The organism is Jeotgalibacillus terrae (genome assembly GCF_016908195.1).
Lineage (GTDB): Bacteria > Bacillota > Bacilli > Bacillales > Jeotgalibacillaceae > Jeotgalibacillus > Jeotgalibacillus terrae.
Genome location: NZ_JAFBDK010000004.1, coordinates 219,891 through 232,624 on the forward strand (window position 1 = coordinate 219,891; position 12,734 = coordinate 232,624).

Annotated in this window: 15 protein-coding genes; all 15 read left to right on the forward strand. The window is 43.0% G+C overall.

The window, feature by feature from the left end:
- Positions 1–7: 7 nt before the first annotated feature.
- The 15 genes from fabD (at position 8) to lepB (ending at position 12,731) form a co-directional block, all read left to right on the forward strand.
- Complete coding sequence (gene fabD, locus JOD21_RS05530) at positions 8–952, forward strand: ACP S-malonyltransferase (RefSeq protein WP_204728660.1); 945 nt, start codon at positions 8–10, stop codon at positions 950–952.
- Positions 952–1,695: a 3-oxoacyl-[acyl-carrier-protein] reductase gene (gene fabG / locus JOD21_RS05535; RefSeq protein ID WP_204728692.1), complete on the forward strand. Its 744-nt coding sequence runs from the start codon at positions 952–954 to the stop codon at positions 1,693–1,695. The genes fabD and fabG overlap by 1 nt, the downstream gene beginning before the upstream one ends.
- A gap of 59 nt (positions 1,696–1,754) precedes the next feature.
- Positions 1,755–1,988 carry an acyl carrier protein gene (gene acpP / locus JOD21_RS05540; protein ID WP_039808828.1) on the forward strand — a complete coding sequence of 78 codons (234 nt, stop codon included), beginning with the start codon at positions 1,755–1,757 and terminating at the stop codon, positions 1,986–1,988.
- Positions 1,989–2,119: 131 nt separating this feature from the next.
- Positions 2,120–2,866 carry a ribonuclease III gene (rnc, locus tag JOD21_RS05545; RefSeq protein ID WP_380269005.1) on the forward strand — a complete coding sequence of 249 codons (747 nt, stop codon included), beginning with the start codon at positions 2,120–2,122 and terminating at the stop codon, positions 2,864–2,866.
- A complete protein-coding gene (smc, locus tag JOD21_RS05550; RefSeq protein WP_204728661.1) occupies positions 2,866–6,426 on the forward strand; it encodes a chromosome segregation protein SMC in 3,561 nt (1,186 codons plus the stop codon). Before rnc ends, smc begins: the two co-directional genes overlap by 1 nt.
- A gap of 13 nt (positions 6,427–6,439) precedes the next feature.
- Entirely contained in the window at positions 6,440–7,441 is a 1,002-nt protein-coding gene (gene ftsY / locus JOD21_RS05555; protein ID WP_204728662.1) for a signal recognition particle-docking protein FtsY, read from the forward strand.
- An 82-nt stretch (positions 7,442–7,523) separates the two neighbouring features.
- Positions 7,524–7,844, forward strand: coding sequence for a putative DNA-binding protein (locus JOD21_RS05560; RefSeq protein WP_204728663.1), 321 nt, complete (start codon positions 7,524–7,526; stop codon positions 7,842–7,844).
- A 14-nt stretch (positions 7,845–7,858) separates the two neighbouring features.
- Positions 7,859–9,208, forward strand: a complete 1,350-nt coding sequence (ffh, locus tag JOD21_RS05565) for a signal recognition particle protein (protein WP_041122372.1) — start codon at positions 7,859–7,861, stop codon at positions 9,206–9,208.
- A gap of 108 nt (positions 9,209–9,316) precedes the next feature.
- Positions 9,317–9,589 carry a 30S ribosomal protein S16 gene (gene rpsP / locus JOD21_RS05570; protein ID WP_041122373.1) on the forward strand — a complete coding sequence of 91 codons (273 nt, stop codon included), beginning with the start codon at positions 9,317–9,319 and terminating at the stop codon, positions 9,587–9,589.
- Positions 9,590–9,594: 5 nt separating this feature from the next.
- A complete protein-coding gene (locus JOD21_RS05575; protein ID WP_204728664.1) occupies positions 9,595–9,828 on the forward strand; it encodes a KH domain-containing protein in 234 nt (77 codons plus the stop codon).
- Positions 9,829–9,976: 148 nt separating this feature from the next.
- The gene (locus JOD21_RS05580) at positions 9,977–10,369 is read left to right on the forward strand and encodes a YlqD family protein (RefSeq protein ID WP_041122375.1); all 393 of its coding nucleotides are present in this window, start codon (positions 9,977–9,979) and stop codon (positions 10,367–10,369) included.
- On the forward strand, positions 10,369–10,884 hold the full coding sequence (rimM, locus tag JOD21_RS05585) for a ribosome maturation factor RimM (RefSeq protein WP_204728694.1): 516 nt from the start codon (positions 10,369–10,371) through the stop codon (positions 10,882–10,884). The genes JOD21_RS05580 and rimM overlap by 1 nt, the downstream gene beginning before the upstream one ends.
- Positions 10,881–11,618, forward strand: a complete 738-nt coding sequence (gene trmD / locus JOD21_RS05590; RefSeq protein WP_204728665.1) for a tRNA (guanosine(37)-N1)-methyltransferase TrmD — start codon at positions 10,881–10,883, stop codon at positions 11,616–11,618. The genes rimM and trmD overlap by 4 nt, the downstream gene beginning before the upstream one ends.
- 116 nt (positions 11,619–11,734) lie before the next feature.
- Complete coding sequence (gene rplS, locus JOD21_RS05595; RefSeq protein ID WP_204728695.1) at positions 11,735–12,079, forward strand: 50S ribosomal protein L19; 345 nt, start codon at positions 11,735–11,737, stop codon at positions 12,077–12,079.
- Between the two features lie 76 nt (positions 12,080–12,155).
- Positions 12,156–12,731 (forward strand): signal peptidase I, encoded by a 576-nt coding sequence (lepB, locus tag JOD21_RS05600; RefSeq protein ID WP_275579569.1) that lies wholly within the window; start codon positions 12,156–12,158, stop codon positions 12,729–12,731.
- Positions 12,732–12,734 lie beyond the last annotated feature (3 nt).

Genomic DNA, 12,734 nt, shown 5'->3' on the forward strand with positions numbered 1-12,734 from the left:
TTTAATGATGGCGAAAATTGCAGTATTATTTCCGGGGCAGGGTGCCCAGTCAGTAGGAATGGGGCATGAAATTGCACAGCAATTTCATGCAGCTGAGAGTATTTTCAGTCAGGCAGCTGATATTTTAGGGGAAGATTTTGTACAGCTGATGCAGGAAGGACCTCAGGAGGATTTGACAAAAACAGTTAACGCGCAGCCAGCTCTTCTTACAGCAAGTATCGCGATACTTGAAGTGTTAAAAGAAAAGGGCATACATATGGATTATGTGGCAGGACACAGCCTCGGTGAATATTCAGCGTTAGTTGCTGCAGAATCGCTGTCATTTGAAGATGCACTGAGAACTGTCAGAAAACGCGGTGAGTTGATGGAAGAAGCTGTACCTAATGGTGAAGGCGCAATGGCTGCAGTGCTGGGTATGGACCGTGAAGCATTGAAAGCAGTTACAGATGAAGTGTCTGAACGCGGTGAAGCAGTGCAGCTGGCAAATCTGAACTGTCCCGGGCAAATCGTTATTTCAGGTACTGCTAAAGGGGTGGAGGATGCTTCAGCGCTCGCAAAAGAACGCGGTGCTAAGAGGTGTCTCCCGTTAAATGTCAGTGGGCCGTTTCATTCTTCTCTTATGAAACCGGCAGCAGACAAGTTCGAAGCGGAATTGAAAAATATATCAATATCTGATGCTTCGATTCCGGTAATAGCCAATGTAACAGCGGATGCAGTATTTGAAGCTGAAAAAATTGAAAAATTGCTTGTTACACAGCTTTATTCGCCTGTTTTATGGGAAGATACGATCGAAAAACTGATTAATATGGGCGTGGATACATTTATTGAAGCAGGTCCGGGGAAGGTTTTATCAGGCCTTGTGAAAAAAGTGAACCGAAGAGCGACCGTTTATCCTGTGTATGATCAGGAAACACTTGATCAAATGCTAATGAAACTGGGAGGAGAATCATGATGAAACTTGATGGTAAAACAGCGATTGTTACAGGCGCATCTCGCGGTATCGGCCGTTCAATCGCAATTGAGCTCGCTAAAAATGGTGCGAATGTAGTTGTAAATTACAGCGGTAATGAAGAGAAAGCCAAAGAAACAGCAAGAGAAGTTGAGTCGGCGGGAACGAAAGCGCTGGTATTTAAAGCGGATGTATCAAACGCAGATGACGTTCAGGCGATGCTGAAGGAAACGCTCAGTGAATTTGGCAGTATCGATATTCTTGTTAATAATGCAGGTATTACTAAAGATAATCTTCTGATGAGAATGAAAGAAGATGACTGGGATCAGGTAATGGATATTAATCTGAAGAGCGTTTTTCTCACAACAAAAGCAGCAGCACGTCCAATGATGAAGCAGCGAAAAGGTAAAATTATTAATGTCTCATCCATTGTTGGTGTTATGGGGAATGCAGGTCAGGCAAATTACGTTGCATCGAAGGCTGGTGTGATCGGACTGACAAAAACCTCAGCAAAAGAGCTGGCTGCCAGAGGGATTAATGTGAACGCAGTCGCACCAGGCTTTATTGAAACAGATATGACCGGCGAGCTGCCACCGGATGTGCAGGAAGCAATGAAACAGATGATCCCGCTCGACCGGTTCGGTAAGCCTGAAGATATCGCAAAAGCAGTCGTTTTTCTTGCTTCTGATGATGCTGATTATATTACAGGCCAGACGATTCATATTGATGGTGGTATGGTGATGTAAAAAGCCTGTTTTAATCAGGACTGATTTACACTATAATACTTGAAGGGAGGTGAACGAACATGGCAGAAGTATTAGACCGCGTAACAAAAATCATCGTTGACCGTTTAGGTGTTGATGAATCTGAAGTTAAGCTTGAAGCTTCTTTCAAGGAAGACCTTGGTGCTGATTCTCTTGATGTAGTAGAATTAGTAATGGAGCTTGAAGATGAATTTGATATGGAAATTTCTGATGAAGATGCAGAAAAGATCGGTACCGTTGGAGATGCAGTGAGTTACATAGAAAGCAAAATGTAATCAGCCAGGACGAACCATTCTGCGCGCTTGGCATGATTTTTCATGCCAAGCTTTTGTGTTTTAAGAATGATCCATTTTTAAAAAGTTAATCGTGAATTGAAAAGAATAAAGAATGGCAAGGTGAAGTCGGAGTGGGTAAATATAAACGAGAGCAATATTCAAAACAGTTAGAACAGAAATTTAATGAATTTCAAAAGAAACATGGCATTCAGTTCAATAATCATAAATTAATGATGACAGCATTTACTCATTCATCTTATGTGAATGAGCACCGGAAAAAACCTTATGAAGATAATGAAAGGCTTGAATTTCTGGGAGATGCGGTTCTTGAATTATCGGTATCGCACTATTTATTCAATAAGTATCCTTCTATGAGCGAGGGAGAAATGACAAAACTGCGAGCAGCCATCGTATGCGAACCTTCATTGGTCATTTTTGCAAATGAAATGGAATTTGGTAATTTAATTCTGCTGGGTAAGGGAGAAGAACAAACCGGTGGCCGGATGCGCCCTGCGTTATTAGCTGACGTGTTTGAAGCCTTTATCGGCGCGCTGTATCTTGATCAGGGTATGGAGCCGGTCAGACAGATCCTTGATAAAGTTGTTTTCCCAAAAGTAGATACCGGTGCTTTTTCGCATGTGATGGATTATAAGAGCCAGCTTCAGGAGTTTATTCAGCGTAACCATTCAGGTACGCTTCATTATGAAATTCTGAAAGAAAAAGGCCCGGCTCATAACCGGGAGTTTGTATCGAGAGTATTGCTTGGGGATGAAGACCTCGGATCCGGGACAGGCCGTTCCAAGAAAGAGGCGGAGCAGCACGCTGCCCAGCAGGCACTGCTCTACTTAAAAAAGTCAGGAAGCCGGGAGAATAAATAATGTATGTGAAACAGCTTGAAATACTTGGCTTTAAATCATTTGCCGAGAAAGTTCAAATTGATTTTGTACCGGGCGTGACAGCAGTTGTCGGTCCAAACGGCAGTGGAAAGAGTAATATTACTGAAGCGATCAGATGGGTGCTTGGAGAGCAGTCTGCAAAATCACTCCGTGGCGGTAAAATGGAAGATGTCATTTTCTCAGGAAGCGACTCCCGCAAAAAACTTAATGTAGCTGAAGTGTCATTAGTGCTTGATAACACTGATGGCACGCTGCCACTTGATTACGCTGAGATCAGTGTGACGAGAAGGGTTTACCGATCGGGTGACAGTGAATACCTGTTAAATGGTGTCTCGTGCAGGCTGAAGGATATTACAGAGCTCTTTATCGACTCAGGTCTCGGAAAAGAAGCCTTCTCTATTATCGGCCAGGGAAGAGTGGATCAGATTCTTAATAGCAAACCTGAAGACAGAAGACTGATCTTAGAAGAAGCCGCAGGCGTTTTAAAATATAAAAACCGCAGGAAAAAAGCGGATCAGAGACTTGGTGAAACGCAGGATAACTTATTCCGCGTACAGGATATTCTTCATGAACTTGAATCTCAGGTGGAGCCGCTGAAACAGCAGGCTTCTTTAGCACGGGAATATCTGTCATATAAAGAGGATCTTAAAAAAACGGAATCCGGACTGCTTGCTTATGAAGCAGAAGATATGACAGCTGAATGGGAAGCAGGAAATGCAGAGCTTGAAAGAATTCGCAATCACGAACAGAAGTTGAAAATAAAGCTTACTCAGGATGATGAGGCATTAAATATAAAACAGCATGAACGTTCTGTCTGTGACAAGGAGACTGAACGTCTCCAATCGGCACTTCTAACCGTTACAAAAGAAGCAGAACAGCTTGAAGGACGCCGCCAGGTTCTGATTGAACGTCAGAAAAATGCTGATCAGAATGAAGACCAGCTGAAACAAAAAACGAAAGATCTTGATAATCAGTTACAGCAGCTGAAAGAAAAGATAGAAAATAAAGAGCAGGCTGCGGAAGCGTATAAAGAAGACATCCGTGAAATCAAACGTCAGCTTGCAGATACAGACCGTCTGCTCAGTACGACAGCTGATGAAATTGAACAGCAGCTTGAAAAAGCCAAAAATGATTATTTTGAAACGTTAAACAGCAAAACAACTGCTCAGAATGAATTGAATTATCTGAACCAGCAGCGCGAGCAGGAGCTGAAGAGAACTGAAAAACTGACTGGTGCAAATGTCAGATATATTGAAGAACGGGAAAAATGGAATCACAGACATCAGGAAATGATGACTGAATCAGATAGCATCACAGCTGATCTGCAAACAGCTGCCACACAATATAAAGAGGCACTTCATAAAAGAGATACAGTCAGAAGTGAATTGTCAGATCTTGAAAAAAATCTCTATAAAGCGTATCAGTTTGTCAGTGATGCAAAATCAAGAAAGTCAATGCTTGAATCAATGGAAGAAGAGTTTTCAGGATTTTATCAGGGTGTAAAAGAAGTGCTGAAAAACCGGGGTACAGTATTAAATGGTATTGAAGGCGCCGTTGCGGAACTAATTGATGTTAATAAAGAGTATGAAACTGCAGTGGAAACAGCACTTGGCGCCTCTATGCAGAGCGTTGTAACAAGAACTGAAGCAGACGCAAGGCAGGCAATCCAGTACTTAAAACAGAGCCGTGCAGGACGGGCGACATTTCTTCCAATGTCAGTTATTAAAGCGAGAACGCTGCCTCAAACGCTGATCGACCGTGCGAAAGAGCATGAAGACTTTATCAGCCCTGCTTCAGCACTGACAGGTTTTGACTCGAAATACCAACATGTCATAGAAAATCTGCTCGGACACGTATTAATTGTGAAAACCCTTAAAGGCGCGAATGAACTTGCAAAAGTACTGCAATACAGATACCGTCTTGTTACGCTCGATGGAGATGTGGTGAATCCGGGCGGTTCGATGAGCGGAGGATCACAGGCTAAGAAAACGTCTTCTATTTTCTCAAGAAAGAATGAACTTGATCAGCTGAGTGATCAGATTCCCCGTTATGAGGAGACGGCTATTTCGCTTGAGCAAAAAGTACAGAGTCTTAAAAACCAGGCGGCTGAGGCAGAACAGGTTATGGAAAAAGAGCGCCTGAAGGGTGAGCAGCTCCGTGTGAAGGAAGCGGAATTAAAAGCGGATCTCCGGGAGGTTGAAACAGCGATCAGACAGGCTGATGAACAGCTGAAGCTATATGATCTTGAAATGGCTGAACTGAAAACTGTTGAAGGCTCATTTGAACAAAAGTCAGCAGATTTAATGAAACAGACAGCTGAGGCTGAAAAGATGATTGCAGCACTTGATCTAAAGATTAAAGAGCTAACCGGACAGCGTGAGACTGAGCAGACGTCAAGAGCTGATAGGCTTGAAGCGAAGTCAGCTCTTCAGGCTAAGCTTGCAGTTGCTGAAGAAAAGTTCTCTCAAGTGAAGAGGGAATTAAAAGAACTCGTTCAGCTGAACACTGAAACAAAAGAAAAGTATGAACTGGCACTTGAAGACCTGAAATGGCTGACTGATGAGATGTCATCAGGTGAAGGTCAGGCAGACCTGCTTGAGAGCCAGATTCAACAGAAACAGGAAGAGAGCTTAACGCTGTCAAAAAAATTGCAGGAAACGAAAAACAAGCGTGAATCACTCGAAAAAGAACTGAATGATTTAACGTCTTCCTACAAAGAATCCAGCAGAATTCACCAGGGACTCCTTGAAGAATTAAATGATTTAAAACTGAGAACCGGCAGACTGTCTTCAGAAATTGATTTCAGACTCAACAGACTAAGTGAAGAGTATGAATTATCATTCAATGCAGCAAAAGAACAGTTCCCGCTTGAACTTGCCCCGGATGAAGCAAGATCAAAAGTCAAGCTGATCAAGCTGTCAATTTCTGAACTTGGACCTGTTAATATTGGTGCCATTGAAGAATATGACCGCGTATCAGAACGCTATGAATTTCTTCTTGACCAGCAGAACGATCTGCTTGAAGCCAAAGACAATCTGATGGCAGTTATCGAGGAAATGGACGGAGAGATGTCGAGAAGGTTCAGTGAAACGTTTGAACAGGTGAAAAGTCATTTTTCAACTGTGTTTAAAAAACTGTTTGGTGGCGGTTATGCCGAACTGAAGCTGACAGATCCTGCAGATATGCTTTTAACAGGGATTGATATTGTTGCGCAGCCACCCGGAAAGAAACTGCAGAACTTAAGTCTGCTCTCAGGCGGCGAACGTGCACTGACAGCAATCGCATTGCTTTTTTCCATTCTTCATGTGCGTCCTGTGCCGTTTTGTATTCTTGATGAAGTTGAGGCGGCTCTTGATGAAGCGAATGTACAGCGTTTCAGTGATTACCTGAATCAATTCAGTGAACAGTCACAGTTTATTGTGATTACACACCGGAAAGGAACAATGGAAGGTGCGGATGTTCTGTATGGTGTAACAATGCAGGAATCAGGTGTATCCAAGCTTGTTTCTGTTAAGCTTGAAGAACAGACAAATATGAATTAAAGGGGACACGGGCATGAGTTTTTTTAAGAAGCTGAAAGAAAAATTTACCACTCAGGATACAGCAACTGATAAATATAAAGATGGGCTGTCAAAGACGAGAAACAGCTTTACGTCACGATTAAATGATCTGGTGGCTAACTATAGAACTGTAGATGAAGATTTCTTCGAAGAACTTGAAGAAATTATGATTCAGGCAGATGTCGGCTTTGATACAGTGATGGAGCTTGTTGAAGAGCTGAAAATGGAAGTTAAACGGCAGAATATTAAAGATACAGAGGGGATTCGCAGCGTAATTTCTCAAAAGCTGGTAGACATCTATTATGACGGAGAAGAGCCTGATGAATTATTGAATATGCAGGAGGATGAATTAACCGTCATTCTTTTTGTAGGTGTCAATGGTGTCGGTAAGACGACGACAATCGGTAAGCTTGCACATCAGTTCAAGGAAGATGGCAAAAAGGTTGTCCTTGCAGCAGGGGACACGTTCCGGGCCGGAGCCATTGAGCAGCTTGAAGTATGGGGAGACCGAGTAGGTGTGGATACGGTCAAACACAGTGAAGGGTCTGACCCGGCTGCTGTGATGTATGATGCTGTTCAGTCTGCACGGGCGAAAAAAGCAGATGTGCTGATCTGTGATACAGCAGGCAGACTGCAAAACAAAGTAAACCTGATGAAAGAGCTTGAGAAAGTAAAGCGTGTCATTGAGCGTGAGATTCCTGGTGCGCCACATGAGGTACTGCTTGCACTTGATGCAACAACCGGGCAGAATGCCATGACACAGGCGAAAATTTTCAAAGAGGCAACAAATGTATCGGGTATTGTTCTGACAAAGCTTGATGGGACGGCTAAAGGCGGAATTGTACTGGCGATTAAAAAGGAGCTTGGGATTCCGGTGAAATTTGTCGGGCTTGGTGAAAAAATGGATGATCTTCAGCCGTTTAATGCTGAAAAATATGTCTACGGCCTGTTTTCAGATCTTGTAGATAAAGAAGAATCGATTGAAGAAGAAGAGTAAAGCCTTACGGGTTGACACAGAGGCTTGTAATCTGTATGATTTTTAGTGTAAAGGCTTTTCACTTAACAAAGGGGGATATGTGATGCTCGAAAAGACAACAAGAGTAAACTTTCTCTATGATTTTTATCAAATGTTGTTAACGCCTAAACAGCGGAGCTACATGTCTCTATATTATCTTGATGATTACTCACTCGGCGAAATAGCGGAAGAGTATGATGTCAGCCGTCAGGCGGTTTATGACAATATCAGAAGAACAGAAGCTATGCTTGAGGAGTATGAGTCTAAATTATTGTTATTTCAAAAGTTCCAGGAGCGCACAAAAGTGATCGAACAGTTGAAGGCTGCTGCGAGTGAGCAGACAGAACTTCTCTCAATCATTGACACGCTTGAGGAATTGGAATAGGAGGCTTTCCATTTATGGCATTTGAAGGATTAGCCGATCGTCTGCAGGGTTCCATCCAAAAGATCCGCGGAAAAGGCAAAGTGAGCGAAGCAGATGTAAAAGAAATGATGCGTGAAGTCCGTCTTGCTCTTTTAGAAGCCGACGTTAACTTTAAAGTTGTCAAAAACTTTGTTAAACAGGTGAGCGAACGTGCAGTAGGGCAGGAAGTAATGAAAAGTCTTACGCCCGGACAGCAGGTCATCAAAGTAGTAAAAGAAGAACTCACAGAACTCATGGGCGGTGAGCAGAGTCAGATTGCTGTAGCTAAAAAGCCGCCTACTGTGATTATGATGGTCGGGCTGCAGGGTGCAGGTAAAACCACTACTTCCGGTAAGCTTGCGAGTCTTCTGCGTAAAAAGCATAACCGTAAGCCGCTTTTAGTTGCTGCTGATATTTATCGTCCTGCTGCGATCAAACAGCTTGAGACGATTGGAAAACAGCTCAGTCTGCCTGTTTTTTCGATGGGAGACCAGGTTAGCCCGGTTGAAATCGCTAAAGCAGGGATTGAAAAAGCGAAGGAAGAACACCATGATTATGTGCTGATTGATACAGCAGGTCGTCTGCACGTAGATGAGACGCTGATGGATGAATTAAAACAGATCAAGGAACTTTCTGACCCTGATGAAATTTTCCTTGTTGTGGATTCCATGACAGGTCAGGATGCTGTCACAGTCGCACAGAACTTCGATGACGCGCTCGGCGTAACAGGCGTAGTGCTCACGAAGCTTGACGGTGACACAAGAGGCGGTGCCGCACTGTCGATTCGCTCAGTAACCGGTAAACCGATTAAATTTGCCGGGATGGGTGAAAAAATGGATGCGCTTGAGCCGTTTCACCCTGAAAGAATGGCGTCAAGAATTCTCGGTATGGGCGATATGCTTTCCCTGATTGAAAAAGCTCAGACAAATGTGGATGAGGATAAGGCGAAAGAGATGGAGAAAAAACTCCGTACTGCTTCGTTCACACTTGATGATTTTCTCGATCAGCTGGGACAGGTAAAGCAAATGGGTCCTCTTGATGAGCTGCTGAAGATGATTCCGGGTGCGAACAAGATGAAAGGGCTTGATAATATCGATGTTGATGGCAAACAGCTCGGTCATGTTGAAGCCATTATCCAGTCGATGACGGCTCAGGAAAAAGAACAGCCCGAAATTATTAATGCCAGCAGAAGAAAGAGAATTGCCCGGGGCAGCGGAAGACCGATCCAGGAGATCAACCGTCTGCTTAAGCAATTTGAAGAAATGAAAAAAATGATGAAGCAGATGACAAACGCGCAGGCAAAAGGCAAAAAACGCGGCGGATTCAACTTCCCATTCATGCAGTAACAGCGGTTTAACAGAAAAATTTTAGTGTGTTAAGAAAAAAGACTTTACAAAGGGAGAAACCCTTGATATTATACTATCTTGTGTGAAACTATTCGGAGGTGCAATAACATGGCAGTAAAAATTCGTTTAAAGCGTATGGGAGCTAAAAAGTCTCCTTTCTATCGTATTGTAGTAGCAGATTCTCGTTCACCACGTGATGGACGTTTCATTGAAACAGTAGGAACTTACAACCCGGTTGCAAACCCGGCAGTTGTAGAAATCAATGAAGAAGCGATCCTTAAGTGGATGGGTAACGGTGCTAAGCCGTCTGATACAGTACGCAACCTTCTTTCAAACGAAGGCATTATGGAGAAATTCCATAACTCAAAGAGCGGTAAGTAAGAAACGTGAAAGAGCTTATCGAAACGATTGTCAAGCCACTCGTTGATCACCCGGAGGCTGTAATGATTGATGTTCAGGAAACTGACAGAACAATCTCTTATAAGCTTTCAGTCCATCAGGACGATATGGGTAAAGTCATTGGCAAGCAAGGCAGAGTTGCGAAAGCTATACGTACTGTTTCTTTAGCCGGCGAGAGCGGGTCAAAGAAAAAGACCGTGATTGAAATAGTTGATAAGTAAAAGGGAGGCCTATGTCCTCCCTTTTGCTGTATCATGAACTTATTAACTTTGTTAAAGTCAATTGTTTTTACACGGCTGCTGATGGGCGTGCAAGCTGGAAATCAACAGCTAACTTTAACAGAGCTAACTTTCTAAAGGGGTGCAGATCATGCAGGTAACTCAAAAAGTAATTGTGAAAGAAATCATGACAAACTCTTCTAAAAAGCGTCTGAAGGATTCTCTGACACAAAAATCAGAGCGGGCACAAAAAGAGATTGAACAGCTTATTTTTCAGCAGAAAAAGCTTGAAAAACAATTTGAACAATCTTCAGATGCCGTAAAAAACCGCATTAACCAGGAAATCAATAAAAGAAAGCAGCTGATGGCTCAGACAGAGGCACAGCATAAGACAATTGATGAAATGCCAATGGGTACTGAATATACACTGAGAGAGACAGACATGCTTGTGGAACTTGACCAGGGAAGCATCTGGCATCCTGATCAAAAGCCTGTGATCGTGCTTGAAGACGGTATGGTTAAAGAAATCCGTCAGGGGTGGTAATCATGGAATGGTTTGACGTGGGCAAGATCGTAAATACCCATGGAATAAAAGGGGAAGTCAGAGTCATTTCAAGTACTGATTTTCCGGAAGAAAGATATCAAAAAGGCAGTAAGCTGCATTTATTCCAGAACGGTAAGGATCCGGTTCAACTGACTGTGTCATCATACCGCAGACACAAAAACTTTGACCTGCTGACGTTTGTCGGTTATGACAATGTGAATCTTGTTGAACCATTCAGGGAAGCGCTGCTGAAAGTATCTGCGGATCAGTTAAATGAACTGGATGAAGATGAGTTTTACTACCATGAAGTAATTGGCTGTGAAGTATTCACTGAAGAAGACGTGCGGCTTGGTAAAATTACTGAAATCCTTTCACCCGGTGCGAATGATGTTTGGGTGGTAAAGCCGGACAATGGAAAAGATATACTGATTCCTTATATTGAGTCTGTCGTTAAAGAAGTGAACATTGCTGATAAGAAAATACTTATTCATGCAATGGAGGGGCTGCTCGAATGAAGATAGATATTCTATCATTATTCCCTTCAATGTTTGACGGGGTTTTTGGAGAATCAATCTTAAATAAAGCAGCTGAAAAAGGTGCCGTGGAATACAACGTTACTGACTTCAGACAGTTCGCAGGTAATAAGCACAATTCAGTGGATGACTACCCTTATGGCGGCGGTGCCGGAATGGTGTTAAAACCTGAACCGATTTTTCAGGCTGTCCGTCATCTGACTGAAAAAACATCTTCCACTCCACGTGTTATTCTGATGTGCCCTCAGGGAGAGAGATTTAATCAGAAGAAGGCTGAAGAGCTTGCGGGGGAAGATCACCTTATTTTTATCTGCGGACATTACGAAGGATATGATGAGCGGATCAGGGAGCATCTGGTGACTGATGAGATCTCGATAGGCGACTTCGTCCTGACAGGAGGAGAGCTTGGTGCCATGGTTGTGACTGACAGCGTTGTCAGACTGCTTCCTGAAGTGCTCGGCAATGAGGAGTCTGCTGTGAAGGATTCTTTTTCAAGTGGATTGCTTGAACATCCGCATTATACCAGACCGTCAGATTATGATGGGATGAAGGTTCCTGAAGTTCTCCTGTCAGGAAATCATGCTAAAATTGATGCCTGGAGAATGAAAGAGTCACTCTATAGAACCTATACAAGGCGGCCGGATTTGCTTGAACAGATGGAACTCAGCGATCAGCAGATTAATTGGCTGAAAGAATTTAAAAATAACGTTGAATAGCTTGTTTCTATGTGGTATTATAGTTTTTGTGCTTAGTTCACGAAAGTGGATAAGCCTTGAACACAATGTTCCGCTGCACAAGAAGCAAGAGCATTTGTTGGAAGGAGTTGAAAATGATGCATAACCTTATTCAGGAAATTACTAAAGAACAGCTTCGTTCAGATCTTCCTACATTCAAGCCGGGTGATACTGTAAAGGTACACGTTAAGGTTGTTGAGGGAACTCGCGAACGTATTCAGGTGTTTGAAGGTGTTGTAATTAAGCGCCGTGGTGGTGGAGTAAGTGAAACTTTCACAGTACGTAAGATTTCTTACGGCGTTGGAGTTGAGCGTACATTCCCTGTAAACACACCAAAAATTGCGAAGCTTGACGTTGTGCGTCGCGGTAAAGTTCGTCGTGCGAAACTTTACTACCTGCGTAACCTACGCGGTAAAGCGGCTAGAATTAAAGAAATTCGCTAATTGTAAAAAAGAGCCTGCGGGCTCTTTTTTTATGTCTGCATCGCCTATTAGTGATGTTAATCGCAGTAGCTGTAATATGTTACAATATGTTCATCTGAGACATGCGGGGGTGAGGATATTGGAGATCAAAAATGAGTGGTGGGAATGGTCCAAAACACTGCTTGCAGCAGTGATTATAGCGGGCATGATTCGTTTGTTTTTCTTTTCTCCTGTCGTAGTGGACGGAACCTCAATGGTTCCAACATTACAGGACGGAGACCGGATGATTGTGAACAAGTTTCAGTATAAAGTGACAGCACCGGACCGTTTTGACATTGTTGTGTTTCATGTCTCAGAACGGGAAGATTATATTAAAAGAGTGATTGGACTCCCGGGGGAGTCAGTTGAATTTGAAGATAATCAACTTTACATAGACGGAGAGCCTGTAGATGAATTTTTCAGTGATGACGATATAGTGACTGAAGATTTTACACTGTTTAATCTGACAGGATATGAGGAAGTGCCGGAGGGTCATCTGTTTGTGATGGGTGATAACCGCGAATACAGCAAGGATAGTCGTCACATTGGCCCTGTACCGATCGATGAAATTGTGGGAGAAACACCTTTGATTTATTGGCCGGTCGATGATATGAAAATTATTTTTAAGGAGTGAAAT